Source organism: Amycolatopsis circi (assembly GCF_003385235.1).
GTDB classification, from domain to species: domain Bacteria; phylum Actinomycetota; class Actinomycetes; order Mycobacteriales; family Pseudonocardiaceae; genus Amycolatopsis; species Amycolatopsis circi.
In genome coordinates, this window is the sequence record NZ_PQIA01000050.1 from 1 (window position 1) to 25,455 (window position 25,455).

The 25,455-nt window shown below is 68.7% G+C and carries 26 protein-coding genes; 12 read left to right on the top strand and 14 right to left on the bottom strand.

What is annotated here, in order from left to right; translation table 11 throughout:
• The 3 genes from D0D37_RS21735 to D0D37_RS21745 all read right to left on the bottom strand — a co-directional run.
• A partial coding sequence (locus tag D0D37_RS21735; RefSeq protein WP_116202455.1) for an acetyl-CoA C-acetyltransferase occupies nucleotides 1-1,086 on the bottom strand: 1,086 nt, incomplete at its 3' end.
• 17 nt (nucleotides 1,087-1,103) lie between these two features.
• Nucleotides 1,104-1,904, bottom strand: coding sequence for an SDR family oxidoreductase (locus D0D37_RS21740; protein WP_116202403.1), 801 nt, complete (start codon nucleotides 1,902-1,904; stop codon nucleotides 1,104-1,106).
• A complete protein-coding gene (locus D0D37_RS21745; RefSeq protein ID WP_116202404.1) occupies nucleotides 1,901-3,079 on the bottom strand; it encodes an acyl-CoA dehydrogenase family protein in 1,179 nt (392 codons plus the stop codon). The genes D0D37_RS21740 and D0D37_RS21745 overlap by 4 nt, the downstream gene beginning before the upstream one ends.
• Before the next feature lie 96 nt (nucleotides 3,080-3,175).
• Between D0D37_RS21745 and D0D37_RS21750 the strand changes: the two genes are divergently transcribed.
• From D0D37_RS21750 to D0D37_RS21780, 7 genes are read left to right on the top strand one after another with little or no spacing between them, the layout of a single operon-like run.
• Nucleotides 3,176-4,054, top strand: a complete 879-nt coding sequence (locus D0D37_RS21750; RefSeq protein WP_116202405.1) for an enoyl-CoA hydratase — start codon at nucleotides 3,176-3,178, stop codon at nucleotides 4,052-4,054.
• A complete protein-coding gene (locus tag D0D37_RS21755; protein WP_116202406.1) occupies nucleotides 4,051-5,205 on the top strand; it encodes an acyl-CoA dehydrogenase family protein in 1,155 nt (384 codons plus the stop codon). Before D0D37_RS21750 ends, D0D37_RS21755 begins: the two co-directional genes overlap by 4 nt.
• The gene (locus D0D37_RS21760) at nucleotides 5,202-6,155 is read left to right on the top strand and encodes an acyl-CoA dehydrogenase family protein (protein WP_116202407.1); all 954 of its coding nucleotides are present in this window, start codon (nucleotides 5,202-5,204) and stop codon (nucleotides 6,153-6,155) included. Before D0D37_RS21755 ends, D0D37_RS21760 begins: the two co-directional genes overlap by 4 nt.
• Nucleotides 6,155-7,213 carry an acyl-CoA dehydrogenase family protein gene (locus D0D37_RS21765; protein WP_116202408.1) on the top strand — a complete coding sequence of 353 codons (1,059 nt, stop codon included), beginning with the start codon at nucleotides 6,155-6,157 and terminating at the stop codon, nucleotides 7,211-7,213. The genes D0D37_RS21760 and D0D37_RS21765 overlap by 1 nt, the downstream gene beginning before the upstream one ends.
• The gene (locus D0D37_RS21770; RefSeq protein WP_116202409.1) at nucleotides 7,210-7,641 is read left to right on the top strand and encodes a VOC family protein; all 432 of its coding nucleotides are present in this window, start codon (nucleotides 7,210-7,212) and stop codon (nucleotides 7,639-7,641) included. The genes D0D37_RS21765 and D0D37_RS21770 overlap by 4 nt, the downstream gene beginning before the upstream one ends.
• 23 nt (nucleotides 7,642-7,664) lie before the next feature.
• Entirely contained in the window at nucleotides 7,665-8,537 is an 873-nt protein-coding gene (locus D0D37_RS21775; protein WP_116202410.1) for a CoA transferase subunit A, read from the top strand.
• Complete coding sequence (locus tag D0D37_RS21780) at nucleotides 8,534-9,304, top strand: CoA-transferase subunit beta (protein ID WP_116202411.1); 771 nt, start codon at nucleotides 8,534-8,536, stop codon at nucleotides 9,302-9,304. The genes D0D37_RS21775 and D0D37_RS21780 overlap by 4 nt, the downstream gene beginning before the upstream one ends.
• A gap of 5 nt (nucleotides 9,305-9,309) precedes the next feature.
• On the opposite strand, the gene D0D37_RS21785 is transcribed toward D0D37_RS21780, so the two are convergent.
• Nucleotides 9,310-9,921: a TetR/AcrR family transcriptional regulator gene (locus D0D37_RS21785; protein ID WP_116202412.1), complete on the bottom strand. Its 612-nt coding sequence runs from the start codon at nucleotides 9,919-9,921 to the stop codon at nucleotides 9,310-9,312.
• Between the two features lie 73 nt (nucleotides 9,922-9,994).
• Between D0D37_RS21785 and D0D37_RS21790 the strand changes: the two genes are divergently transcribed.
• Complete coding sequence (locus D0D37_RS21790) at nucleotides 9,995-11,575, top strand: AMP-binding protein (protein ID WP_425266963.1); 1,581 nt, start codon at nucleotides 9,995-9,997, stop codon at nucleotides 11,573-11,575.
• A gap of 171 nt (nucleotides 11,576-11,746) precedes the next feature.
• Here D0D37_RS21790 and D0D37_RS21795 read toward each other — a convergent pair whose 3' ends face one another.
• The 3 genes from D0D37_RS21795 to D0D37_RS21805 form a co-directional block, all read right to left on the bottom strand.
• Nucleotides 11,747-12,370 (bottom strand): flavin reductase family protein, encoded by a 624-nt coding sequence (locus D0D37_RS21795; RefSeq protein ID WP_116202414.1) that lies wholly within the window; start codon nucleotides 12,368-12,370, stop codon nucleotides 11,747-11,749.
• A 96-nt stretch (nucleotides 12,371-12,466) separates the two neighbouring features.
• Complete coding sequence (locus D0D37_RS21800) at nucleotides 12,467-13,672, bottom strand: acetyl-CoA C-acetyltransferase (protein ID WP_116202415.1); 1,206 nt, start codon at nucleotides 13,670-13,672, stop codon at nucleotides 12,467-12,469.
• A gap of 13 nt (nucleotides 13,673-13,685) precedes the next feature.
• Entirely contained in the window at nucleotides 13,686-14,456 is a 771-nt protein-coding gene (locus D0D37_RS21805; RefSeq protein ID WP_116202416.1) for an SDR family oxidoreductase, read from the bottom strand.
• A gap of 70 nt (nucleotides 14,457-14,526) precedes the next feature.
• Between D0D37_RS21805 and D0D37_RS21810 the strand changes: the two genes are divergently transcribed.
• Nucleotides 14,527-15,351: an SDR family NAD(P)-dependent oxidoreductase gene (locus D0D37_RS21810; protein WP_116202417.1), complete on the top strand. Its 825-nt coding sequence runs from the start codon at nucleotides 14,527-14,529 to the stop codon at nucleotides 15,349-15,351.
• Nucleotides 15,352-15,388: 37 nt separating this feature from the next.
• On the opposite strand, the gene D0D37_RS21815 is transcribed toward D0D37_RS21810, so the two are convergent.
• Nucleotides 15,389-16,621: an NADH:flavin oxidoreductase gene (locus D0D37_RS21815; RefSeq protein WP_116202418.1), complete on the bottom strand. Its 1,233-nt coding sequence runs from the start codon at nucleotides 16,619-16,621 to the stop codon at nucleotides 15,389-15,391.
• A gap of 166 nt (nucleotides 16,622-16,787) precedes the next feature.
• Here D0D37_RS21815 and D0D37_RS21820 point away from each other — a divergent pair, with 166 nt between their 5' ends.
• Nucleotides 16,788-17,063: a hypothetical protein gene (locus D0D37_RS21820; protein ID WP_116202419.1), complete on the top strand. Its 276-nt coding sequence runs from the start codon at nucleotides 16,788-16,790 to the stop codon at nucleotides 17,061-17,063.
• Here D0D37_RS21820 and D0D37_RS21825 read toward each other — a convergent pair.
• From D0D37_RS21825 to D0D37_RS21845, 5 genes are all read right to left on the bottom strand, one after another.
• Nucleotides 17,057-18,445, bottom strand: a complete 1,389-nt coding sequence (locus tag D0D37_RS21825) for an amidase (protein WP_116202420.1) — start codon at nucleotides 18,443-18,445, stop codon at nucleotides 17,057-17,059. The two genes, D0D37_RS21820 and D0D37_RS21825, sit on opposite strands and share 7 nt — an antisense overlap.
• Nucleotides 18,446-18,466: 21 nt before the next feature.
• Nucleotides 18,467-19,228, bottom strand: a complete 762-nt coding sequence (locus D0D37_RS21830) for an SDR family NAD(P)-dependent oxidoreductase (RefSeq protein ID WP_116202421.1) — start codon at nucleotides 19,226-19,228, stop codon at nucleotides 18,467-18,469.
• Nucleotides 19,225-19,869 carry a PaaI family thioesterase gene (locus D0D37_RS21835; protein WP_116202422.1) on the bottom strand — a complete coding sequence of 215 codons (645 nt, stop codon included), beginning with the start codon at nucleotides 19,867-19,869 and terminating at the stop codon, nucleotides 19,225-19,227. The genes D0D37_RS21830 and D0D37_RS21835 overlap by 4 nt, the downstream gene beginning before the upstream one ends.
• On the bottom strand, nucleotides 19,869-20,642 hold the full coding sequence (locus D0D37_RS21840; protein WP_116202423.1) for an SDR family oxidoreductase: 774 nt from the start codon (nucleotides 20,640-20,642) through the stop codon (nucleotides 19,869-19,871). Before D0D37_RS21840 ends, D0D37_RS21835 begins: the two co-directional genes overlap by 1 nt.
• A gap of 527 nt (nucleotides 20,643-21,169) precedes the next feature.
• Nucleotides 21,170-21,781, bottom strand: coding sequence for a TetR/AcrR family transcriptional regulator (locus tag D0D37_RS21845; RefSeq protein WP_116202456.1), 612 nt, complete (start codon nucleotides 21,779-21,781; stop codon nucleotides 21,170-21,172).
• 142 nt (nucleotides 21,782-21,923) lie between these two features.
• Here D0D37_RS21845 and D0D37_RS21850 point away from each other — a divergent pair, with 142 nt between their 5' ends.
• Complete coding sequence (locus tag D0D37_RS21850) at nucleotides 21,924-23,417, top strand: FAD-binding protein (protein WP_116202424.1); 1,494 nt, start codon at nucleotides 21,924-21,926, stop codon at nucleotides 23,415-23,417.
• A gap of 385 nt (nucleotides 23,418-23,802) precedes the next feature.
• Nucleotides 23,803-24,474 (top strand): class I SAM-dependent DNA methyltransferase, encoded by a 672-nt coding sequence (locus D0D37_RS21855; protein ID WP_244223619.1) that lies wholly within the window; start codon nucleotides 23,803-23,805, stop codon nucleotides 24,472-24,474.
• A gap of 39 nt (nucleotides 24,475-24,513) precedes the next feature.
• Here the strand turns inward: D0D37_RS21855 and D0D37_RS21860 are convergent, their stop codons facing one another.
• Complete coding sequence (locus tag D0D37_RS21860; protein ID WP_116202426.1) at nucleotides 24,514-25,437, bottom strand: VOC family protein; 924 nt, start codon at nucleotides 25,435-25,437, stop codon at nucleotides 24,514-24,516.
• Nucleotides 25,438-25,455: the final 18 nt, after the last annotated feature.

Sequence of the window (25,455 nt, forward strand, 5' to 3'; positions counted from 1 at the left end):
CCGCCCCCCAGTCCGCTCCAGTTCATGCAGCAACGTAGTCATCAACCGCGCCCCAGTAGCCCCGATAGGATGCCCCAAAGCAATCCCGCCCCCATTGACATTGACCTTCTCATGCGGCACCCCCAGCTCCTGCATCCAAGCCAAAACGACCGGCGCGAAAGCCTCATTGCACTCAAAAAGATCGATGTCCCCCACAGACATCCCAGTCTTCTCCAACGCCCGCTGAGTAGCCGGAATGGGCGCAGTCAACATCCACACCGGATCCGCCCCGTACACGCTGATGTGATGCACCCGAGCCCGCGGCGTCAACCCATGCTCCGACACCGCCTTCTCCGAAGCAATCAGCAGCGCCCCCGCCCCATCGCTGATCTGCGACGCAACCGCAGCAGTAAGCGGACTCCCCTCTTCAAGAGGCTTAAGCCCAGCCATCTTCTCCAAAGTCGTGTCCCGCCGAGGCCCCTCGTCCACGGAAAAATCGCCCACCGGCGAAATCTCCCGAGAGAACCGCCCCTCGTCAATGGCAGCCAGTGCCCGACGATGACTCTCGTAAGCGAACTCCTCAAGCGAGGACCGAGAAAGCCCCCACTTCTCAGCGATCATCCGCGCGGACCGAAACTGCGAAACTTCCTGATCCCCATACCGAGCCACCCACCCAGGCGACTCCGCGAACGGCGTGCTGAACCCGAACTGCTGCCCCACCACCATCGCCGAAGAAATCGGAATCGCAGACATATTCTGCACACCCCCGGCGACAATCAGGTCCGCAGTCCCGGACATCACCCCCTGCGCCGCGAAGTGCACCGCCTGCTGACTGGACCCGCACTGCCGATCGATGGTCACCCCAGGCACATGGTCCGGCAGCCCAGCCACCAGCCAAGCAGTCCGAGCGACGTCCCCGGCCTGCGACCCAATCGTGTCGCAACACCCGAACACGACATCGTCTACAGCGCCGGGATCGATCCCAGTCCGTTCAACCAGCGCACGAATCGCATGCGCCCCCAGATCAGCCGAATGCATTCCGGCAAGCGAACCACCACGCCGTCCCACCGGAGTGCGGACCGCGTCGACCACGTATGCCTCAGGCACGAAATCCTCCTGCGGGATCAGGGATGCTGACTGCTCACCGAGACGACTTCACCGGTGAGATAAGACGAATACGCACTAGCGAGAAACACCATCACATTGGCGACTTCCCAAGGCTCCGCGGCCCGGCCGAACGCCTCGCGCCCCTTAAGCTCAGTCAGCAGCTCGGCAGTCGTGACCTTCTCCAGGAACGGATGCATCGCCAGACTGGGCGACACCGCATTGACCCGAATCCCGGACGGAGCAAGGTCCATCGCCGCGGACCGGGTCAACGCCATCACACCCGCCTTGGCCGCCGCGTAGTGCGCCTGGCCTTCCTGCGCCCGCCAGCCGATCACCGAAGCGTTGTTAACGATCACCCCGCGAGTACCACGTGCGATCATCCGCCGAGAAGCCGCCCGAATGCACCGGAAAGTCCCGGTCAACGTCACGTCAAGCACCAACAACCACTGCTCGTCAGTCATCTCGGTAATCGAAGCCGTACCGCCGAGACCAGCGTTGTTGACCATGATCTCAACGCCGCCGAACGGCTCGGCAGCGTCCAGCAAGAAAGCGACCTGCTCCTCCTTGGTCACGTCACAAACCACAGACGCAACCCGCTCGGCACCGAACTCCGCACCCAGCTTGGAAGCCGCCTCCGCAAGCCGTCGCTCATGCGTATCGCCGATAACGACCGCCTTTGCCCCCTCTTCGAGGCACCGTCGGGCCACAGCCGCACCGATTCCCGCGCCTGCGGCCGCAGTCACCACGACCACGCGATCGGCGAGCAACCCGTGCCCCGGCACGTAATCCGGCGCGGGCTGTTCCGGTTTGACACTCACGGTCGCGGCTCCTTAGGCAAGCCAAGCACCCGCTCGGCGATGATATTGCGCTGAATTTCGTCCGAACCGCCGTAAATCGTGTCGGCCCGGCTGAACAAGAAAAGCGTCTGCTGTGCGTCAAGATCGTAAGAACCGGCGGCAGTCAACGCGGAACCCCCGCGGACATCCATCGCCAGCTCGCCCAACTCCCGATGCCACCGAGCCCACAACAGCTTCGACACCGAAGCCTCCGGCCCCCGCGACCCGGCCTGATACGCACTGAGCGTCCGCAACGCATGCACCCGCAGCACCTCGAGGCCTACAGATGCCTGCGCCAGCCGATCCCGCACCACCGGATCGTCATAACGCCCGTTCGCCCTGGCAGTAGCCACAATGCCCGCCAACTCCCGGGCAAACCCGACCTGCTGCCCGATAGTCGACACCCCGCGCTCGAACCCGAGCGTCGCCATCGCGACCTGCCACCCGTCCCCGGGCGCGCCGACGACCAGCGACTCTTCAGTCCGAGCCCCGTCGAAGAAGACCTCGTTGAACTCGCTGGTCCCGGTCAGCTGCCGAATCGGCCGCACCTCGACCCCGGGCTGATCCATCGGCACCAGCAAGTACGACAACCCAGCGTGCCGCCGAGAACCAGCCTCAGTGCGCACCACCGCGAAGCACCACTGCGCGTGCTGAGCGAGCGACGTCCAGATCTTCTGCCCGTCAATCACCCACTCGCCGCCGTCCAGCCGCGCGCGCGTGCGCACCCCAGCCAGATCAGACCCCGCGCCAGGCTCCGAATAGCCCTGGCACCACAGCTCGGTGGCCCCGACGATCCCCGGCAGGAACCGCTGTCGCTGCTCATCCGTGCCGTGCGCGATCAACGTCGGCCCGAGCAGTTCCTCGCCGAGGTGATTGACCCGAGCGGGCGCGTCCGACCGCGCGTATTCCTCGTGGAAGATCACCTGCTGCACCAGGCTCAGCCCGCGGCCGCCGTATTCGACCGGCCAGCCGAGGCACGTCCAGCCGTGCGCCGCCAGGTGCTGGTTCCACGCCTGACGCTCGTCGGCCGCTTCGTGCTCGCGCCCGGATCCGCCGAGACCCTTCAGCGCGGCGAACTCGCCCGCGAGGTGGTCGCCGAGCCACTCGCGCACGTCGGCGCGGAACTGCTCGTCCTCGGGGGTGTAGCGAAGATCCACCCGTCCTCCTGGTTCGCCGGTGCCGGTCCCGCCACGCTACCAAACCAAGCACTTGTTTGGTAGCATCGCCGCCGAACCGAGAAGGAGTGATGCGCGTTGAGCGGAACCGAAGAAAGCACCGACGAGCAGGTCGTGACGTACGAGGTGCGCGGTCCGGTCGCGGTCGTCACGCTGAACCGGCCGCAGTACCGCAACGCCCAGAACTCGAAGATGACCTACGCGCTGGACGCCGCGTTCACGAAGGCGGTGGACGACCCGGACGTCAAGGCGATCGTGCTGGCGGGCAACGGCAAGCACTTCTGCGCCGGGCACGACATCGGCACCCCGGGCCGCGACGTCGACCAGAGCTTCGAGCGCAAAGCGGTCATCTGGTGGGACCACACCGACCGGGCGGGCGTCGATTCGCGCTTCGCCCGCGAGTCGGAGGTCTACCTCGGCATGTGCCGGCGGTGGCGGGAGATCCCGAAGCCGGTGATCGCGATGGTGCAGGGCGCGTGCATCGCGGGTGGCCTGATGCTCGCGTGGTCGTGCGACTTCATCGTGGCCTCCGACGACGCGTTCTTCTCCGACCCAGTCGTGCGGATGGGCATCCCGGGCGTCGAGTACTTCGCGCATCCGTGGGTGATGAACCCGCGCGCGGCGAAGGAGTTCCTCTACACCGGCGACCGGTTCGGGGCGGACCGTGCGCAGGCGCTCGGCATGGTCAACCACGTCGTGCCGCGTGCCGAACTCGAAGAGGCGACGTTCGCGATCGCCGAGCGGATCGCGCAGATGCCGCAGCTGGGTCTGGCGCTCACGAAGAAGGCCGTCAACCAGGCCGAAGACCTGATGGGCATGCGGTCCGGAATGGACTCGGTGTTCGGCCTGCACCACGCCGCGCACGCGCACAACGCCGAACTGGACACCGATTCGCTCGCCGGGCTCGACGCGCGTTCGATGGCGAAGGCCAACAAGAAAGCCGCGGGAGAGTCATGAGCCCGGAATTCACCGCCGCGGAAGAGGAGTTCCGGGCGGAGGCGCGCGGCTGGCTGGCGGAAAACAGCCCCAGCCCGCTGCCGTCGATGGATACCGAAGACGGCGCCCGCGCGCACCGCGAGTGGGAAGCGAAGCTCGCCGAGGGCCGGTGGTCCGTGGTCACCTGGCCCGCCGAGTACGGCGGCCGCGCCGCGACGCTGACCGAGTGGGTGCTGTTCGAGGAGGAGTACTACCTCAGCGGCGCGCCGACCCGGATCGCGCAGAACGGCATCTCGCTGCTGGCTCCGATCATCTTCGAACACGGCACCGACGACCAGCGCCAGCGGCACCTCCCGCTGACCGCGAACGGGACCCGGATCTGGGCGCAGGCCTGGTCCGAACCCGAGGCGGGCAGCGACCTCGCCGGAATCCGCAGCACCGCCGTCCGCGACGACGACCGCGGCGGCTGGGTCCTGGGCGGTCAGAAGATCTGGAGTTCCCGCGCCCCGTTCGCGGACTGGGGTTTCGGCCTGTTCCGCTCCGACCCCGAGGCCGAGCGGCACCGCGGCCTCACCTACTTCCTGTTCCCGCTCGATTCCGACGGCGTCACCGTCCGGCCGATCGCGCAGCTCGACGGCGACAGCGGGTTCGCCGAGATCTTCTTCGACGACGTCTTCGTGCCTGATCAGGACGTCCTCGGCGGCGTCGGCGACGGCTGGCGCGTCGCGATGAGCACGGCGGGCAACGAACGCGGCCTGTCGCTGCGTTCGCCAGGCCGGTTCCTCGCGGCGGCGGACCGGCTGCTGGGCCTCTGGGCCGAGCGCGGGGCCGAAGCGCCGCACCTGCGCGACCGCGTGGCCGACGCGTGGATCAAGGCCGAGGCTTACCGGCTCTACACCTGGGACACCGTCGACCACGTCCAGAACGGCGGCGACGTCGGCGCCGCGGGCAGCGTGAACAAGCTCTTCTGGACCGGGCTCGACCTCGGCATCCAGGAAACGGCGCTCGACCTGCTCGGCGCGGGCCAGGAGCTGCACGGGCGCTGGATGGAGGACTACCTGTTCGCTCTCGGCGGCCCGATCTACGCCGGCACCAACGAAATCCAGCGCAACATCGTCGCGGAACGGCTGCTCGGCCTCCCGCGCGGCGAACGCAGGAAGGCACAAGCATGAAGTTCCGGCTGTCCGCCGAACAGCGCGCGTTCGCCGAAGCGCTGGACGCCCTGCTGGGCGCGGCCGACGTCCCCGGCGTCAACCGGTCCTGGGCGGCCAACCGGCCGGAAGCCGGGCTGTTGCTGTGGAAGCAGCTGGCCGAACTGGGCGTCACCGCGCTCGGCGTGCCCGAGGAACACGGCGGCGTCGGCGGGACCCCGGTCGATCTGATCGTGGCCTTCGAGCGCCTCGGATACCACGGCGTGCCGGGTCCGGTGATCGAGTCGATCGCCGCTGCTCCCGCGCTGCTCACTGACGCGTCGTTGTTGTCCTCGCTGGCCTCCGGGGACGCGGTGGTGACCTTCGCGAGCGCGCCGGACACTCCGTATGCGCTGGATGCGGATGTCGCGACGGACGTCTTCGTGGTCGGCGATTCGCTGGCACGGGCGGAAATCGGCCGCTCGCTGCAGTCGGTCGATCCGTCTCGGCATCTGTTCGAGGTGACCGCCGGTGAGGAGGTTCAGCCGCTCGCCCCGGAAAAGCGCGCAGGGGCGCTCGACCTCGCCAGCCTCGCCTGCGCGGCGGAGTTGCTCGGCTGCGGCGAGCGAATGCTGGCCGACACCGTGGCGTACCTCGGCCAACGACGCCAGTTCGGCCGCGTGATCGGCGAGTACCAAGCGCTCAAGCACGCCGCCGCCGACGTGCGCGTCGCACTCGACTTCGCCCGTCCGCTTCTGCTCGGCGCGGCCCGTGAGCCCAGCGCTCGTGCGATCTCGGCGGCGAAGGTCGCGGCGTCGGACGCGGCTCAGCTCGCCGCGCGCACCGGACTGCAACTGCACGGCGCGATCGGCTACACGCTCGAATGCGATTTGAGCCTGTGGCTGTTGCGCGTCCGGGCGCTCGTGGGCTGCTGGGGCACGCCGTCCGTGCACCGCGCGCGGGTGCTGGAGAGCCTGATGAGGGGCCGCTGATGCACTTCGCGTTGTCCGACGAGCAGCGGGAACTCGCCGCCGCCGTCCGCGGGCTGGTCAAGAGACGAGCCGCGACGACTGACCTGCGGGCGGCGATCGACTCGCCGACCGGATACGACACCGAACTGTGGTCCGCGTTGTGCGAGCAGATCGGCGTCGCGGCGCTGGCTATCCCCGAGGAGTACGGCGGGGCCGGATTCAGCCTGTTCGAAACGCATGTGGTGCTGGAGGAACTGGGCGCGAGCCTGACGCCGTCGCCGCTGCTGGGCTCTGGAGTGCTTGCCGCGCAAGCATTACTGGCCGCGGACGCGCCTGAGTTGCTTCCCGAGATCGCCGCCGGTGAGGTCGTCGCGCTGGCCTGGGCTGATCGTGCTGGACGCCATCGAACCGACGGTTCGGACGTGGTCGCTTCGGCTGGAACCCTGAACGGCACCGCGACTTTGGTGCTGGACGGCGCGCAAGCGTCGCACCTGCTGGCGGTCGCGATGGCCGACGGACGCCCCGCGCTGTTCCAGACTGACGCCACCGCTGAGGCGACCCCAGCGGTCGACCAGACACTGAGGTTCGCCAAGGTCGAATTCCGCGACACCCCGGCGACGTTGCTCGCGGAGGACTTCACCGAAGCCCTCCCCCGGCTGCACGCGCTCGCCGCGATCGCTTGCACCGCTTTGCAAGTCGGCGGCGCACAGTCCTGTTTGGACCGAACCGTCGCGCACCTCAAGGAACGCGAACAGTTCGGCCGTCCGCTCGGCTCGTTCCAGGCGCTGAAACACCGGGTCGCGGACATGCTGGTCCAGGTCGAGACCGCACGTTCTATCTCGTGGGCAGCCGGGTTCGCGGCCGGCAACGGAGACGACCTCGTCCAGCAAGCGGCGTACGCGAAATCCTGGTGCAGCGAAGCCTTCACCGCGGTAGCGGCCGAAACTGTCCAGCTGCACGGCGGAATCGCGATCACTTGGGAACATGACGCCCAGCTGTACTTCAAACGAGCGCATGCGCTGGCGCACCTCTTTGGCGACGCTCGCGAGCACCGGGCCCGGCTCCGGAGCGACGCATGATCCATCACGTCGGAATCACCGTGCACGACCTTGCCGCGTCGACCGAGTTCTACCGCGATTTGCTTGGCGGCAGCGTCGAAGGACCGTTCGAGCGCAGCGGTCCGCGGATCGACGAAGTCACCGGATATCCGGGAGTGATCGTGCGCCAGAGCTTCGTGTCGGCCGACGACGGAGACACGGTGGTCGAGCTGCTGCAGTACGAAAACGGATCGCCGACGCGGATCGACCCGGATCACGGGCAAGCGGGCGCGGCACACGTCGCGATCACCGTCGACGATCTGGACGCGACGCTGGAGCGGCTGCGCGGACACGGGGTCGCGGCGGTGTCCGAGCCGATCGTCACCAGCCATCCGATGGCGGGCTGCCGCGCGGTGTACGTGCTCGATCCGGACCGGGTCCGCGTCGAACTGGTGCAACTGCCCGCCTGAGCGGACAAACAATGGAGGAACGAATGGGCGGCAAGTCCATGACGCTGGACGGCGTCACCGAGTACGTCCGGTCCGGGATGACCGTCGGGATCGGCGGATGGGGATCGCGGCGCAAGCCGATGGCGATGGTGCGCGAACTGCTGCGCAGCGACGTCGAAGACCTCACGCTGGTCACCTTCGGCGGGCCCGAGGTCGGGCTGCTGTGCGCGGCGGGCAAGGTGCGCCGGGTGATCTACGGGTTCGTCTCGCTCGACACGATCCCGCTCGACCCGCATTTCCGCGCCGCGCGCGAGGGCGGCCGGGTCGAGACGACCGAGTACGACGAGGGCATGTTCGTCGCCGCGCTGCGGGCGGGTGCCAACCGGCTGTCGTTCCTGCCGACGCGGTCCGGTCTCGAGAGCGACGTGCTGCTGATGAACCCGGAACTGAAGACGGTCGCGTCGCCGTATGACGACGACGTGTACATCGCGGTGCCCGCGGTGCGCCCGGATGTCTCGCTGCTGCACCTCAACCGCAGCGACACCCTCGGCAACGGCCAGTTCCTCGGCCCGGACCCGTACTTCGACGACCTGTTCGCGATGGCGTCGGACAAAACGCTGCTGAGCGTCGAGAAGATCGTGGACACCGAGGACCTCACCGCGACCGAGCGGTCGACGTCGCTGCTGATCAGCCGGATGTTCGTGAACGGCGTGATCGAGGCCCCGAACGGCGCGCATTTCACCTCGTGCGACCCGGATTACGGCCGCGACGAGGCGTTCCAGCGGCATTACGCGCAGTCCGCGCAGGACGAGGTCTCGTGGAAGCAGTTCCGCGAAACCTTCCTGACCGGCGACGAGGCCAGCTACCACGAAGCAGTGCGCGCCTTCCACCGCGCGACCGAGAAGGAGTCCGCATGACTGCCCCCGCAACCCGCGCCGAGGTCTGCATCGCCGCGTGCTCCGACGCGTGGCGCGGCTCCGGCGAGGTGCTGGCCCACGCGGTCGGCACGGTCCCGGCGATCAGCGCGCGGCTGGCCCGGCTCACCCACTCCCCCGAACTGGTGCTGTCCGACGGCGAATGCCACTTCATGGCCGACCCGCCGCCGCTGGGCAAGACCGCCGCGGCCGGCGGCACCGTCGAGGCCTGGGCGCCGTTCGGCCGGATCTTCGACATCCTCAACACCGGACGCCGGCATTCGATGATGGGCGCGAGCCAGATCGACCGGTTCGGCAACCAGAACATCTCGCTGATCGGCGACTGGCGGAAGCCGAAACGCCAGCTCATCGGCATGCGCGGCGCGCCGGGCAACACGGTCAACCACCGCACCGACTACTGGGTGAGCCGGCATTCGAGCCGGGTGTTCGTCGACCGGGTGGACATCGTGTCCGGCGTCGGCAACGACCGGGCCCGCGCGCACCCCTCGACGGCGCTGCGGTTCCACGACCTCGGCGTGGTGGTGACCGACCTGGCGGTGCTCGACTACGACGAGGACGGGCGGCTGAAGGTGCGTTCGCTGCACCCGGGCGTCACCGAGGACGAGGTGCGCTCGAACACCGGCTTCGAGCTGGACTTCAGCGGCGCCGGGGTGTCCCGGGAGCCGGACGAGCACGAACTGGACCTGATCCGCACCGTGCTCGATCCGAAGAGCGCCCGGGACCGGGAGGTCAAGGTGTCCCGGCCCTGAACCGTTCAGCCGGCGAGCAAACCGCCGTACAGCATCGCGAGGTACTGCTCCGCCACGACGTCGTGGCGGAGCTTTCCGCGCGGGTTGTACCAGCGGACCGACGACCAGACGGTGTCCCGGATGAACCGGTACACCAGGCTCACCTCGAGGTCGTCGCGGAATTCGCCGGTCTCGCGGCCCGCCTGGAGCACGCTGAGCCACAGTTTTTCGATCTTCAGCGACGTTTTCCCGACGAATTCGAAATCGGCGAGACTGCCGACGACGGCCGATTCGTTCTGGTAGAGCGCCACCGCGAACGGCCGCTCGTGAATGGTCGCGAAGGCGGTGTACACCAGCGCGTCGAACTGCTCGCGCGGCGTGCCGTCCTTCCCGGCGATCTCGGTGAACGCGGCCAGCAGGTCGTCCATGAACTCCTTGAGGATCTCGCGGAGCATGTCCTCTTTGGACGCGAAATGGTGGTACAGGCTCCCGGAAAGGATGCCCGCCTCGTCGGCGATGTCGCGGACGGTGGTCTGGGAGTAGCCCCGGGTCGCGAACAGCTGCGCGGCGATGCCCAGCAGCTCTCCGCGCCGGGTGCCGCCGTTTTTCGCCGGAGCCCGGCCGGTTCGCGGAGTCATCGCATGGATCCCTTCCTGCCCGCTGCTTTCCCCTATGCTACCGAACAAGCACTTGTTCAGTGAGGAGACCCGCGTGTCGACACCTCGCACGATGCCCGCGCTGCTCGACGAAGCCGCCCGCCGCCACGGCGACGCCGCGGCTGTGGTCGACGGTACGACACAGCTGTCCTGGACCGCATTGCGGGAGCGGGTACGCACCGTTTCCCGCGCGCTGGCCGCGGCCGGCGTCCGCGCTGGCGACCGGGTCGCGGTGTGGTCGCCGAACCGCGTCGAGTTCATTCTGACGTTCCTGGGCGCGCAATGTCTCGGTGCGGCGCTGGTGCCGATCAACACGCGGTACCGGGGTGAAGAAGCGCGGGTGGTGCTGGAGCGATCCGGTGCTTCGGTGCTGGTGCTGTGCAACGGGTTTCTTGGCAATGACTATCTGGAGATGCTGACTGAGGCCGCTTCCCGTTCCGGTTCCGGCGGTTCCGGTGTTTCTGGTGTTGTGCCTGGGCTTCCGCAGCTGCACACTGTGATCGACCTCGGTTCGGACGGCGTTGCGTTGCCGTGGAACGAGTTCCTCGCCGGTGCGGAGTCGGTCTCGGCTGTCGACGAATCCGCGGTGACGCCTTCCACAGTGGCGGACATTCTGTACACCTCGGGCACCACTGGCGTCCCCAAGGGCGTGATGAGCACGCACGCCCAGACGATCGGCGTGGCAGACGTGTGGGCGAAGGGCGCATCGCTCACTCCCGCCGACAACTACGCGATCGTCAACCCGTTCTTTCACTCCTTCGGCTACAAGGCCGGGGTGGTCGCGGCGATCACCGCGGGCACGACGATCTACCCGGTGCTGACGTTCGACCCGGTCGCACTGATGGAGCTAGTCCAGCGAGTTGGTATCTCAGTGCTGCCTGGTGCGCCTACCATCTTCACCACGCTGATAAACCACCCGCGCCGCGCCGAGTTCGACCTGTCGTCGCTGCGCTTCGCGATCGCCGGGGCCGCTTCGGTGCCGGAGAACCTGTTCTCGGACATGCTGGAAATCCTCGGCTTCGAGCAGGTCGCGCAGGCGTACGGGCTCACCGAATGCGTGGTGGCGACCCAGTCGCGGCCGAACGAGGACCCGCGGCACGTCGCGCACACGACCGGCCCGGCGGTGCCCGGCTTGGAGATCCGGGCGGTCGACGGCGAGGGCAAGGACGTGCCGGTCGACGCCGACGGCGAAATCCTCATCCGGGGCGAGTTCGTGATGCTCGGCTACTTCGACGACCCGGACGCGACCGCGGCGGCGATCGACGCCGACGGCTGGCTGCACACCGGCGACGTCGGGCAGCTGGACGAGCACGGGTGCGTCAAGATCACCGGACGGCTCAAGGACATGTTCACCGTGGGCGGGTTCAACGTGTACCCGGCCGAGGTGGAGAACGTGCTGAGCACGCACCCGGACGTCGTGGAGGCCGCGGTGGTCGGCGTGGACGACGAACGGATGGGCTCGGTGGGCCGCGCTTACGTGACGCTGTGGTCGGGGGTCGAACTGGACCCGGCGGCACTGCGCGAGTACTGCCGGGAGCGGCTGGCGAACTTCAAGGTGCCGCGGGAGTTCGTGGCGATCAAGGAGCTGCCGAGGAATGCCAGCGGGAAGATCGTGAAGCGAGAGCTGGGCGGGTGAGTTCGGCGACTTTTCCGTTGCTTCCCGGACAACGTCGCGCTGAGCGTTCCGCAGTTCTCCTCAGCTGGGTTCCCTTCGGCGGGCCTGTCACCGCGCGCCGAAAAGGTAGTCGGCGTCGACGAGCCCGGCGGCGACCGGTGCCCGGATCAAGCGACGCGATCCTTGACGGGTTCAGCGGGGGCTCACCGGAGCGGACTCGGCCGTAGTGGCGCGGAAGGTCCGGCCCAGTTCGGGCCCACGGCCCACGTAGTGCCGGAAGAGGTAGAACAGCGGCTCCCAAGCGGCGACGCGGATGTGCCGGAGATCCGGTTCGGCGAGCGCGGGATGGACGTGCACCCGGAGCACCTCGGCCTCGACGACGCCGAGAGCGGGATCGCCGGGATGGCGCGCGGCGGTCACCCGGCATTCGACCTGGAGCGGGCACTCCGCCACCCGGTCGACGGCCACGAGATCGGCTGGGACCGGGGTGAGGCGGGCGGCACCGAACTTGTCGCGCTCGGTCCGGAACTGGCCCGCTTTGTGCGCCGGCACGACGGGAGCGCCGGTCAGCCCGGCCAAGCGCTCGACGGCGGGCCACAGGTCGGCGCTCGGGTAGTTCAGCACGCAGTCCGGCCGGTCGCGCAGGTTGGCGAAGGTATGGCCGGTGCTGCCGAGGCCGAGCACGGCGGTGCGGCCCAGCACCCAGGCCGACGACATCGGTGCCAGGTTGGTCGTCCCGTCGGCGTTCGCGCTGGACAGCAACACGACGGGGGTGCCGGGGTAGAGCACCGGCGGGTCGATCACGACGGAATCCATGACCGCATCCTGTCGGCGGGACGGTTCGGTGAGCGCCGAACCGTCCCGCGGTCAGGGCAAAAGGCCAGTCCAGGAGCGGTTATTCTGGAGCGGCAGTCAGACGAGCCGTTCCAGCACCATCGCCATACCCTGGCCGCCTGCCGCGCACATCGTCTCCAGCCCGAAGGTCGCGTCTTTCGCCTGGAGACCGTGCAGCAGCGTCGTCGCCATCCGCGCGCCCGTCGAGCCGAACGGGTGGCCCAGCGCGATCGCCCCGCCGTGCACGTTGACGCGGTCGAGGTCCAGGCCCAACTGGTCGACGCACGGCAGCACCTGCGCGGCGAAGGCCTCGTTCATCTCGACCAGGTCGATGTCCCTAACGGACAGTCCGGCCCGGCCCAACGCCTGCTGACTCGCCTCGACCGGCCCGAGTCCCATGATCTCCGGACTCAACGCGGACACCCCGGTGGCCACGATCCGCGCCAGCGGCTGAATGCCCAGCTCGCGCGCCCGGACGTCGCTCATCACCACGAGCGCGGCCGCGCCGTCGTTGAGCGGACAGCAGTTTGCCGCGGTAACCGTCCCGTCTGGTCGGAACACCGGCTTGAGTTGAGATATCTTCTCCAGCGTCACGCCCGCCCGCGGACCGTCGTCGGTGGACACCACACTGCCGTCCGGCAACGTCACCGGCGTGATGTCCTTCTGCCAGAACTCCCCCGCCGCCTCGGCGAGGTTCTGGCTGCGCACCGCGAACGCGTCCTGGTCCTCCCTGGACACTCCACAATGGTCAGCGACGTTCTCCGCGGTCTCGCCCATCGCGATATAAACGTCCGGCAGTGCGCCGTCTTTCCGCGGGTCCGTCCACTGCAGACCTCCGCTTGCGCGCTTCTCGGTCACAGCCATCGCATCGGCGTACAACGGGTTCTTCGTGTCCGGCATCCCGTCGGCTTTCCCTTGCGAGAACCGCGAAACGCACTCGACACCCGCCGAGACGAACACGTCGCCTTCGCCAGCGCGAATAGCGTGCATCGCCATCCGCGTGGTCTGCAGCGAAGACGCGCAATACCGGTGCACGGTCGTGCCGGGCACCGCGTCGAGACCGAGCCGCAGCGCGACCATCCGGCCCAGGTTGTACGCCTGTTCTCCGGCCGGTTGCGCGCAGCCGAGCATCAGGTCGTCGATCCGGCCGACCTCCGGCACCGCGGCCAGCGCGGCTTCGACCATCTGCGCGGCGAGGTCGTCCGGCCGCAGGTCTTTGAGCGAGCCCTTGTACGCCCGCCCGATCGGCGAGCGGGTGGCGGAGACGATCACGGCTTCGGGCACAGCGGGGGCCTCCTCAGGCGTTCGGGGTGTGCTGGAGGAAGGCGGGCCATTCGCCGCCTCCGTCCACGTTGAGCACCGCTCCGCTGACATGGCTCGCGAGCGGTGAAGCAAGCAGCAGACAGGCCTGGCCGACCTCGGCCGGCGACGCGAACTGTCCGCGCGGGATCGTCCGGGCGACCGAGTCGCGCTGCGCCGGATCGCCGTAGTGGTCCTCGGAACCGGGCGTCTCGACCAATCCGCAACTGACCGCGTTGACCCGCACCTGCGGTGCCCACTCCACGGCCAAGCTGGTGGTAAGGCTTTCCAGCGCCGCCTTCGCCGCGCCGTACACCGCGGTACCCGGACTGGGCCGCCGCGCCGAGATCGACGTGACATTCACCGCCGATGCCCCGGGTGTCTCGCACAGGATCGGATGCGCCGCGTGGAGCACGTACGCCGCGGCCAGGAAGTTGAGATCGTTGATCTTGCGATGAAACCGCGGTGAGGCCTCGGCGAACTGCGCGAACGGTGCCCCGCCGGCGTTGTTGACCACGACGTCGAGCCGCCCGCGCCGCTCGCCGATCTCGTCCAGCCACTTCTGGACCTGCTCCGGCTCCCGGACGTCGACCTGCGTGAACCGCGCCTTCCGACCGCCGACCTCGCGCAGCTTCGCGGGTTCGGTGCGTCCGCAGATCTCGACCTCGGCTCCGGCCTCGAGGAACGTCGCCACGATGCCGTCGCCGACTCCGCGCGCTCCGCCGGTGACGAGGACGACGCGATCGGTCAGGTCGAAGCTGACAGGCATGCTGCTCCTTCTCGCCGGGGAGCGCTCAGCCTACCAAACAAATGCTAGGTTGAGGACGAGGAGGTTTTCCATGCCACAGGAAGCAATCCGGCGAGTCAGCATCGTCACCGGGGGTGCGCTGGGGATCGGCGGGGCGACCAGCCGCCGCCTCGCCGCGCGCGGGGACGCGGTCGTGCTGAACGACCTCGATCCCGCCGCCGCTGCCGACGCGCGTGCGTCGATCGAGGCGGCTGGCGGCGTGTGCGAAACGGTCATCGGCGACATCGTGGCGGACGAGGTGGTCGAAGCCGTCACCGTTACCGCCCTGCGCTTGGGCGACGGCCGGATCGACGTCCTGGTCAACAACGTCGGCGATTTCCGTCCCGCGTCCCGGGATTTCCTGCACAGCACGCCGGAACAGTGGGCACGGTTGCACGAGCTGAATCTGTTGCACGTCTTCAAGCTCACGCACCGGGTGTTGCCGCAGTTGATCTCGCAGGGTTCAGGCGTGATCGTGAACAACTCGACGGTGGAAGCGTTCCGCGGTATTCCCGGGCATGCGGTGTATTCCGCTTACAACGCCGGGGTTTCCGCGTTCACGAAGAGCCTGGCCGTCGAGGTGGGGCGGTATGGCGTGCGGGTGAACGCGATCGCGCCGGATCTCGCGGACAGCCAGCAGACCCCCGCCGCGGCGATGCTGCGCGACAATGACCCGTCGAAGATCGAGACATGGGTGCCGCTGGGCCGGTTCGGGCACGTGGACGAGTACGCGAAGGTGATCGAATTCCTGACGACAGACGCCGCTTCTTACATCACCGGCCACACGATTCCGGTGGATGGTGGGACGCTCGCTGCTTCGGGGTGGTACTTGCGGACGAATCGGAAGGGGTTCACTAACTTTCCGCGGGAGACGTGAAGCGGTGGGGCGGACTGACTCCGCCCCACCGAGCTTCTCAGCCCACGTAACCCGCGGACTGCCCCCAGTCCGCACCCCGTGTCGTAGTCCGGTCCACCAACACGCACCGCGTCCCGGTGAAGTTCGTCGGCATGCATTTGTTGCAGTGAATGCACAACGAGGGCGTCTCCGGCTCAGCCGCGATACGATTGACCAGATCCGGCTCCCGCAGCAAAGCCCGGCCCATCGCGACGTACTGGAATCCCTCCCGCATCGCCAAATCCATCGCCGCCCGGTCGGTGATCCCGCCGAGCAGCACCATCGGCAGCTTCACCGCGGCCCGGATCTGCCGCGCGTCTTCGAGAAGAAACGCGTCCCGGTAAGGATATTCGCGGATGAAATGCTTCCCGACCGCCTGCACGCCCAGCTTCAACGGCTGCGGCATCACGGCCGCGAACTCGCGGACCGGCGCGTCGCCCTTGAAGAGGTACATCGGATTCAGCAGGGACGAACCGGCGGTCATTTCGAGGGCGTCGCAGGTGCCGTCGGCTTCGAGCCATTGCGTCACCGGGATCGCCTCGTCGAGCCAGAAGCCGCCGGGTGCGCCGTCGTCCATGTTCATTTTCACGATCACTGCGATCCGGTCGCCGACCGCGTCGCGCACCGCGCGCATGGTGTCGCGCGCGAGCCGGGCGCGGTTTTCCAGCGAACCGCCGTATTCGTCGGTGCGGTGGTTGAGTTTCGGGCTCAGGAACGAGCTGATCAGATAGTTGTGTCCTAAGTGGACTTCGATCGCGTCGAACCCGCAGTCGATGGCGCGCCGGGCCGCGTCGGCGTGGGCGCGTTTGACCCGTTCGATGCCGGCGTGGTCGATTTCCTGGGCGAAGCTGAGCGTCGTCTTGTGGAAATACCGGCTCGGCGCGAGCGCGGGCAGCCCGTTGCCCTTCGGGTTCGCGACCGGCCCGCCGTGCCCGATCTGCGCCGAAATCGCCGCGCCCTCGGCGTGCACCGCGTCGGTGAGCACGCGCAGCCCCGGCAGGGCCTCGTCGGTCCAGTAGATCTGATGTCGGTCGGTGCGGCCTTCCTTGGCGACCGCACAATAGGCGACGGTCGTCATCCCGACCCCGCCTTTCGCGTAGCCGACATGGAAATCGACGAGATCCCGGGTGACCCGGCCGTGGTGGCTGAGCCCCTCGTAGGTCGCCGCCTTGACGACGCGATTGCGCAACTGCACCGGCCCGAGCCGGGCGGGAGCCAGCGGATCGGGCGGGGTGGGGGTCGTGGAAGTCACCTTGTCACGGTAGGAAACGGAGGGCCTGGCCCGATCCGGAGATCTCAGTGACCGGGAGGTCTGGCAAGGCAGCTGAACGGCGGGAAATACCTGGAACCGGTAACGCTGCGGCCGGACTCGGCGATTCCTGTGCGTCTATCCGTGCTTCGCCGGAGGAGAAACAGCTGTGTCCGAACCCAAGCCCCGTCCTCGCTATCACGCCGACGCCTTTACCGGGCCTGAGGCAGTCGCCACGAGGCTTAAAGAAGCGTCCGAAACAGACGGTCCGACGGACTACGCGAACAGGATCAACCTGGAGATTCTGGGCCAGCTCGCGGCTATCCGGCGGCACGCGTTGATCGTGGCCACCGTAGTCGTGATGTGGGCGATCCTGACCTTGATCGGATTCATCGTGATCTTGACCAATCTCCCCGGCAGCGGAATGTCCGTCGTCCGCTACTGACGAGCCGTCGCTTCCTCCAACTGCGCCGCCAGCGACAACAGCAGCCCCTCCTGCCCCAGGTCCGCGGCGAACTGCACCCCCAGCGGCAGTCCGTCGTCGTCCTGGCCGAGCGGGAGCGAGATCGCGGGCATGCCGGTCACGTTGAACACGCTGGTCCACGCCGAATACGCGGCCGCGTGCTCGTAGATCGACGCGGGATCCGTCGTGTCCAGCAGGCCCAGCGGCGGAGTCGGGAGCGGCAGCGTCGGCGTGAGCAGGACGTCGTACTCGGTGAAGACCTGGCCGACCTCCCACCCGATCTCCTGCGCCCGCCGCAGCGCGCGGTGGAGTTGGTTGGCGGTGAGGCCGCGGTAGTGGTCGAGCAGCAGCTCGGTGAAGGGCTCGACATCGCCCGGCCGGAGTTCGCGGCCGAGCGCGGCCAGTTGGTCCTCGACGATCACCACCAGGTCCGCACCCATCAGCACCCCGCCGGTCGTGCGGACGTCCGGGAAATCGAACGGGGCAACGGTTTCCTCGACATAATGACCGAGTTCCTCGCACAGTTTCGCCGTCTGCTGCACGGCGGCCAGGCACGCGGGATGCGGGTCGACGCCGGTTCGCGCCTGGGTGGCCAGGCCGATGCGGAGACGGCCGGGAGCGCGGCGGGTCGCGTCGAGGAAGGTGCCGGTCGGCGTCGGGGCGGCGAAGGCTTCACCTGGGAGTGGTCCCGCGATCGCGTCCAGCAGGACCGCACTGTCGCGGACGTTCGTGGTGACCGCATGCGCGACCGAGACCGGCGCGGCGAGCGTGCCGGAGTCGGGAGCGCCGGTGGTGCGGCCCCGGCTCGGTTTGAGGCCGACCAGACCGCACATCGCCGACGGGATTCGGATCGAGCCGCCGCCGTCGGTCGCGTGGGCGGCAGGAACCAGGCCCGCGGCGACGGCGGCTGCGGAACCGCCGCTCGAGCCGCCAGGCGAGCGCGAGAGGTCGTGCGGGTTGTGAGCGGGGCCGTGCAACTGCGGCTCGGTGCTTGCGTTCAGGCCGAATTCCGGTGTATTTGTGGTGCCGAGAATGACCAAACCGGCGCGTTTGTAGCGGCGGATCAGTTCACTGTCCACAGTGGAGACAGCGGAGGCGAACAGCGCGCTGCCCTGTGTGGCGGGGAGACCGGCGACCTCGGTGCCGAGATCCTTGACCAGGAACGGGACTCCGGTGAGCGGACCGTCCGGCAATCCGGCGTCGATTTCGGCAAGGGCGGCCTCGAAGCGGCGGCCGACTACGGCGTTGAGCCGCGGATTCGCTTCCTCGATTCGGGCGATCGCCTGTTCGGCGGCCTCGCGGGCGGACAGGTCACCGCGGCGGATGGCTTCGGCAGTGCCTAGGGCGGAGGACAGGTTGGACACGGCGATGTCTCCTCAGAAGGCTCAGCCGAAGAAGGCTTGGCCGCCATCGAGCGGCACGGTGGCTCCGGTCAGATAGCGCAGGTCGGAGCCGACCAGCGCGACGACGGCGCGGCCGATGTCCTCCTCGCATTCGCCGATCCGTCCCATCGGAATTGTCGAGACGAATTCAGCTGCCTCTTCGGGATTGTGCTCGGTCCACCATTTCAACCCGGGCGACAACGCGTGCGGAGCGATCGCGTTGACCCGGATCCCGTCGCGCGCCCACTCCACGGCGGCGGTGCGCGACAGCGAGCGCAAGGCTTGTTTTGCTGCCGCGTAAGCACCGTAGGTGGTGGGATCCCAGCGCACCATCGCTGAGGTGACCAGGTTGACGATCGAACCGTCGCCGGTATCCTTCAAATGCGGATGGGCGGCTTTCATGAATGCGAACGCGGCGAACGGACCGGTAGCGAAACCGCGGGTGAAGTCCTTGTCGCTCATTTCCAGCAGCGGCCCGAAAGCGCCGGAGAACGCGTTGTTGACGAGAATGTCCAGTCGGCCGAATCGCGAAACGACCTCGTCGACGACCCCGGGAATCGCGGCAGTGTCCGCGACATCGCACTCGAACGGTTCCGCGGAAGCGCCCCGCTCGCGCAGGAGGCGACAGGTCTCGTCCAGCTTGCCGCGCGTGCGTCCGAGGACCGCGACCGACGCCCCCTCCCCTGCCAGCGCAAGCGCGATTCCTTGTCCGACGCCTTGTCCAGCGCCAGTCACCAGGGCCACCCGGCCCGCGAGCGTGTTCATCGGCCTCCTTCGTCCTGGGCTACCGGTCGCGCGACGTGTTTCGCCACGAAGATTCCGTCTGCTGAAACGCAGACCTGGCCGTCGGCGAGGATTTCGCCGGTGGTGTGAATGCGGCGGCCCTCGCTGGATTGCTGCCGCGCGCGGACCGTCAACTCCTCGAACAACGGGGTCGTCCGGTGGTAACGGACGCTGAGCGTGCCGGTCATCCCGTCCGGCCCCGGTCCCCAGCTGTTGGCGACGCCGAGCGCGTGATCCAGCAGCAGCGCGGAAATCCCGCCGTGCACGCAGCCCGGCGGGCCCTGGTAAGGCAGGCCGAGGGTCACCGTGCCGGTCACCGAACCGTCCGGTAGGCCGTGCAGGTGCAGCGGCGGCGCGAGCGCGTTTTCCGGGCCAGTGACGGGATCGTGGCGCGGTCGCCCGGCCCACATGCCGACGAAACGCTCCTCGCGCGCGGGCGCGTGCTCTTCGAGCTGAGAGGCGATCCGGTTGAGGTCGCGGGCGAGGTCCGTCATCGGTGCGGCGCTGTCCGCGCCAGCGTGCAGGAGTGCGTTGACGACCCGTCGGGCCGCCGCGACGGCAGCGTCGATGCCGTCGTCGTTCGGGACGGGCGACAGCGGGACGCTTTCGGCGTAAGTCGTCATCAGTAGTGCGCCGCCGGGCGGAGGGTCGCCTCGGCGCCGCCGTCGACGTAGACGACCTGGCCGGTGATGTGCGTGGTCGCGGCGTCCGCGAAGTAGGCCAGGACTCGCGCAACGTCTTCCGCGGCCGCGTAACCGTGCAGCGGCATCGGGACTGCCTTGTCCATCACGGCTTTCATCTTCGGGTCCGCGAAAAGCTCGTCGGTCATCGGCGTCCGGACTACGCCGGGAGCTACCACGTTGACCGCGATTCCCGTGTCGGCCCAGCCTTCCGAGACGGACGTCCGGCGCGCCCATTGCGCGATCGCGGACTTCGAGGACGGGTACAGCTGGAGCCCCCGCTTATCCGCGATCGCCTCGCGCGCGGCGGTCAACGCGGCTTGTTCGTCGCCGCGCAGACAGGCTTCGACGACCGCGGGGTCGTTCGGCTGGGTGCCGGAGATCGAGCCGACCAGGACTACGCGCGGTGCTTCGGATTTCGCGAGCAGCGGCCGCAGGGCTTCGATGAACTCGGTGCTGCCGAAGTAGTTCACCGTGACCATGGCTTCGCCGGGGTTGGACGTTCCGGCGCAGGTGATCACCGCGTCGACGTGCCCGGTGCGCTTCCCGACCTCCTCGGCGGCGGCGGTTCGGCCTTGCGGGGTCGAGAGGTCCGCGTCGACGTCGCTGCCCGCGAGGTCGACTCCGAGGACTTGGTCGCCGCGCTCGGCGAGGAGGCCGCTGAGTGCCGCACCGATCCCCGAACTCGCTCCGGTGACGACGACGGTGCGCGGCATGACAGCCTCCTGAGGTGGGGTTCCGGGAACGGCCGCGACGCTACGGGGACCCAGCCGCGCGCGGCGGGTTGATCCCGGTCACCGGGAGAAACCGCACGGGTTGGTGTCCGGACGGGGTGCTGTCGCGCCGGAGGAGGCGGTGCCGCGCCTCAGCTGAGATATCACCGCGCCGTGGCAGCCACCCCAATACAGCCACGTGATCGCCGCACGAGCGACACTGCCCAGCCCAACGAGAACACCTGGCATGGCAACGCAGGGTCAGCCGCCTCGGCAATGCGCGCGGTTCTGCCTGAGATATCACCGCACTCACGCAGCCACATCAACGCAGGCTCCTGATCGCCGTCACCCGGCACGCCAATGCCCGGTCAGTTGACCTGGCGACAGCACCGTCCCTCCTGAGATATCAACCCGCCAGTGCTGCCGCACCGCAGCGAGCAGCAACCGACGCGCCAGCATCGGTCAACCCGGCGACCGCGTCATCCCGCCTGAGATATCAACCGCCGAGGCTGCCCACCCCAACCGCACACTCAGCGAGCAGCCCGACCCAGCTCAGCAAGCAGCAACCGGCACGCCAGCACCGTGTCCGCCTCCGCTTCCTCCGCCGTGATGTGCCCGTTCAGCTGAGATGTCAGCACGCCGTACCACGTCTGTTCGATCAGCCGGACCAACCGGCGGTCGTGCTCGCTGGCCTCCGCCACCCCCGCGACGCGCAGGATCAAGTCGGCGAACTCGACCGTCGCGGCCATGTTCGGCGATTCCCCCGCGACCGTCGCGTTGTTCGACTGCAGCATCGCCTGTGCGAGCCTCCGCCGTTCCAGCAGGCGGCGGGCGGCGTCGACCAGCACGCGGGCGACTGCCTCGGCCGGTTCCTGGCCGGGTTCGACCGGGACGCTGTTGCGGTCCAGCTGCTCGACCTGGCTGTGCAGCAGCGCGGTGAACAGGATCGTCTTGGACGGGAAGTACCGGTAGAGGGTGGCGATGGCGACGCCGGCGTCGCGGGCGACGTCGAGCATCTGGATCCGGTCGAGGCCGTGCTCGGCGCCGTGGTCCGCGGCCGCTCGCAGGATCCGCCGGTAGCGCTCCTGCTGCGCGGGCGAACTCGGCGTGGCCGGCGCCCGGTTTTCGGCGACTCTCGGCACCGCGACTCCTCCGCTCGTGATCAGGCCATTCTCGCGCACGATCCTCCCACCGGGCACCGCCGCTACCGCTGAGTGGGATGACCGCGCCCGGGCGCTCCGCGGATGCGGTTGGCTCGCCGGGTCGCGACGATTTGGAGGACACATGGCTTTCGACGACCAGTTTGACGTGGTGGTGGTCGGCTCCGGCGCGGGCGCGCTGACCGGCGCGTACCTCGCTGCCCGAGCCGGGTTGCGCACCGCGGTGGTCGAGGGCGCGGACCTGCTCGGCGGGACCTCGGCGTACTCCGGCGCGGCCTGCTGGCTGCCCGGCACGCAGGTCCAGCAGCGATTCGGCGTCGCGGATTCCACCGCCGCCGCGCGCGAGTACCTGCGCGCGCTGCTCGGCGAGGATCGCACCGGACGGCAGGAGGCGTTCCTGGCGAAGGCTCCGGAGCTGGTCGCGGCGCTGGAGGCGGACCCGGCGCTCGAGTTCGAGTGGCGGGCGTTCCCGGACTACTTCGACCGGCCGGGCCGGGTTCCCGGCGGACGCTCGTTCGTGCCGGTCGACCTGCCGCTGTCCGTGCTGGGCGAACGCGCGGAACTGGTGCGCCCGCCGGTGGACCGCGACCGCACCGGGCGCGGGCACCGGGACGCTCCCCTGGACGGCGGCCGCGCGCTGATCGGGCGGCTGCTGCTGGCCTTCGACGCGACCGGCAACGGCACCGTGTTCACCGGGACGCCGGTCGACGAGCTGGTGGTCGAGGACGGCCGGGTGGTCGGCGTCGGGCCGCGGCGGATCGGGGCGACCTACGGCGTGCTCATCGGCGCGGGCGGGTTCGAACGGAACGCCGGCCTGCGGAAACAGTCCGGGGTTCCGGGGTCGGCGGCCTGGTCGATGGCTCCTGAGGAAACGAACCGCGGCCAGGTGCTGACGGCGGCGCTCGAACTCGGCGCGGCAGTCGATCTGATGGACGAGGGCTGGTGGTGCCCGGGAATCGCGATGCCGGACGGCGGCGCGTCGTTCACGCTCGGCTTCCGCGGCGGGATCGTCGTGGACCGCGACGGGCGGCGGTATGCGAACGAGTCGCTGCCATACGACCAGATGGGCCGTGAGATGGCAGCAGACCCGGCACGACGGGTCCCGTCGCACATCGTGTTCGACAGCCGCGAGGGCGGTCGGCTGCCCGCCATTGCGTTGCCTGGCGGACGGCCGGACGACCACCTGGCGGCTGGCACGTGGGTGGAGGCGGACACGCTCGCGGAGCTGGCGAAACTGATCGACGCACCGGAGCTGCCCGAGTCGGTGGCCCGGTTCAATTCGTTCGCCGAAGCCGGGCACGACGCGGATTTCGGCCGCGGCGAGGACGAATACGCGCGGCATTTCGCGAACCCGGTGCTGGTGCCGGTGGACCGGCCGCCGTTTCGCGCCGCGCGGCTGGTGTTGTCGGACTTGGGCACGAAGGGCGGGTTGGTGACCGATCCGGACGCGCGAGTGCTGCGCGCGGACGGTTCGGCGGTGGAAGGCCTTTACGCGGTTGGCAATTCGGCGGCGTCCATGACCGGGGGCTACTACCCGGGTCCGGGGATTCCGTTGGGCACGGCGATGGCTTTCGCCGCCCGAGCCGTCGACGATCTGGTGGCACGAGCCGGAAAATAACCTCCGCCGGTGCTCGGGTCGGCCACCCTCGCCGATCCGACGCCGGTGCATCGCCGCTGCGCTCCGCGCCGTCGACGCTGTCCGATCTGACCACAAAGGGCGCCCTGGACGCCGATCGGATGTGCGGAAGGCGCGCGCATCCGGATGGGCAATGGAAGCTCTTACACCGTCGGCAATTCGGCCGCACCCGTGACCGGGACGGCACTACCCGGTCCCGGGATTCCCTTGGGCACGGCCATGGCCTTCACCGCCCGAGCGGTCGACGATCTGGTGGCACGGGCCGGAAAATGACCTGCGCTCCACCCGGGCACCGGTTACCGTCGCCGGGGTGGAGGACTACTTCGGGGAAAGTGTCGCAGCGAAGTACGACCAATCATCGGCGGAAATGTTCGCGCCGGAAGCGGTGAACCCGGCGGTCGACGTGCTGGCCGGGCTCGCGGGTGACGGTCGTGCGCTGGAATTGGGCATCGGCACCGGCCGGATCGCGTTGCCGCTTGCCGCGCGGAGCGTGCCGGTCTCGGGGATTGACCTGTCGTCCGCGATGGCCGCACAACTGCGGGCCAAACCGGGCGGTGACGCCATCGAGGTCACGATCGGCGACTTCGCGACGACCCGGGTCACCGGGACCTTTTCGGTGGCATATCTGGTGTACAACGCCATCGGCAACCTGACATCTCAGGACGCCCAGGTGGCATGTTTCCGCAATGCCGCGGCGCATCTCGAGCCGGGCGGGTGCTTCGTGATCGAGGTCGGGGTGCCGGATCTGCGGAAGCTGCCGCCGGGGCAGACCGTCGTGCCGTTCGACTTGAGCGCGACGCATTGGGGATTCGACCTTTACGACGTCTCGACGCAGTCGATGAGTTCGTACCACGCACGGGTGGCCGACGGGCGGGGCGAGTTCCGGGCGATTCCGTTCCGGTACGTGTGGCCCGCCGAGCTGGATCTGATGGCGCAGCTGGCGGGGTTGCGGCTGCGGTCGCGGTGGGAAAGCTGGACGGGTGAGCCGTTCACGCACGAGAGCGGGCAGCACGTGTCGGTTTGGGAGAAGCCGTCGTGAGTGTCTATCCCGGTTAGAACCGGGATAGACACTCACGAGCTATCCCTTGGGCGGCCCGAAGGCGGCCAGTTGCTCCGACCCAGACCAGTCATGCCCCCAATAACTGTCCCGGGTGATCTCCTCCGCGGTGTAGAACCGCTCGTCCACCAGCATTCCCTCGGTCCCGTACTCCAGGTCCCAACCGCCAGGGGCCCGGACGTAGAACGACACCATCTTGTCGTTGGTATGCCTCCCCAGCGTCGAAGACACCGAGAATCCGCGCTTGCCGACCTCGTCCAGGGCCCGGCCGACCGCGTCCAGGGAGTCGACCTCGACCATCAGGTGCACCAGGCCCGGCGGTTCCCCGTGCGGGGCCGGGCAGATCGCCAGGCTGTGGTGGCGCTGGTTGACGCCCATGAACCGCACCCGGCGCGGTTTCTCCTCCGGTGCCGCGCCGCTCATCGAAACCGCGCCGCGCGGGAGGAAGCCCAGCACCTCGGTGTAGAACGTTTCGACCTCGGCGAAGTTCGTCGTCGGCAGCACGACGTGGCCCATGCCCTGCGCGCCGGTCACGAACTGCTGCGTCCACTTCGTCCGCACCGGATCGTGGTCCAGGACCGGGCCGAAGAACACCTCGACCGGGGTGCCGGACGGGTCGTCGAAGGTGATCGCCGAATCGACGCGGCGTTCGCGGCATTGCTGTTCCGACAACACTTTCACCGCGGTTCCGGACGCCTCCACCGCGCGCCCGACCGCGGCCAGCGCGAACTGGTCGCGCACCTCCCAGCCGACCGCGAGCACCCGGTCGTCAGCGCCGGGCAGCACGATCAGCCGCGCCTCGCGTTCGTCCATCCGGAGGTACAGGCCGTCGGGAACCGGGCCGGACGTTTCGGCGAAGCCGAGCGCCTCCACGGTCAGCTCCCGCCAGCGCGGCACGTCCCGGCTCTGGACCCGGAGGTATCCGAGCCCTCGGATGTCGGTCATAGCGAAACTCCTTGCGGG

Coding starts and splice junctions, on each gene's coding strand:
- D0D37_RS21755 (WP_116202406.1), top strand. CDS start 4,051: ATGAGCCCGGAATTCACCGCCGCGGAAGAGGAGTTCCGGGCGGAGGCG.
- D0D37_RS21860 (WP_116202426.1), bottom strand. CDS start 25,437: ATGACCGACATCCGAGGGCTCGGATACCTCCGGGTCCAGAGCCGGGAC.
- D0D37_RS21760 (WP_116202407.1), top strand. CDS start 5,202: ATGAAGTTCCGGCTGTCCGCCGAACAGCGCGCGTTCGCCGAAGCGCTG.
- D0D37_RS21795 (WP_116202414.1), bottom strand. CDS start 12,370: ATGGATTCCGTCGTGATCGACCCGCCGGTGCTCTACCCCGGCACCCCC.
- D0D37_RS21835 (WP_116202422.1), bottom strand. CDS start 19,869: ATGACGACTTACGCCGAAAGCGTCCCGCTGTCGCCCGTCCCGAACGAC.
- D0D37_RS21765 (WP_116202408.1), top strand. CDS start 6,155: ATGCACTTCGCGTTGTCCGACGAGCAGCGGGAACTCGCCGCCGCCGTC.
- D0D37_RS21830 (WP_116202421.1), bottom strand. CDS start 19,228: ATGAACACGCTCGCGGGCCGGGTGGCCCTGGTGACTGGCGCTGGACAA.
- D0D37_RS21775 (WP_116202410.1), top strand. CDS start 7,665: ATGGGCGGCAAGTCCATGACGCTGGACGGCGTCACCGAGTACGTCCGG.
- D0D37_RS21805 (WP_116202416.1), bottom strand. CDS start 14,456: ATGCCTGTCAGCTTCGACCTGACCGATCGCGTCGTCCTCGTCACCGGC.
- D0D37_RS21810 (WP_116202417.1), top strand. CDS start 14,527: ATGCCACAGGAAGCAATCCGGCGAGTCAGCATCGTCACCGGGGGTGCG.
- D0D37_RS21855 (WP_244223619.1), top strand. CDS start 23,803: ATGTTCGCGCCGGAAGCGGTGAACCCGGCGGTCGACGTGCTGGCCGGG.
- D0D37_RS21785 (WP_116202412.1), bottom strand. CDS start 9,921: ATGACTCCGCGAACCGGCCGGGCTCCGGCGAAAAACGGCGGCACCCGG.
- D0D37_RS21770 (WP_116202409.1), top strand. CDS start 7,210: ATGATCCATCACGTCGGAATCACCGTGCACGACCTTGCCGCGTCGACC.
- D0D37_RS21840 (WP_116202423.1), bottom strand. CDS start 20,642: ATGCCGCGCACCGTCGTCGTCACCGGAGCGAGTTCGGGGATCGGTGCG.
- D0D37_RS21850 (WP_116202424.1), top strand. CDS start 21,924: ATGGCTTTCGACGACCAGTTTGACGTGGTGGTGGTCGGCTCCGGCGCG.
- D0D37_RS21780 (WP_116202411.1), top strand. CDS start 8,534: ATGACTGCCCCCGCAACCCGCGCCGAGGTCTGCATCGCCGCGTGCTCC.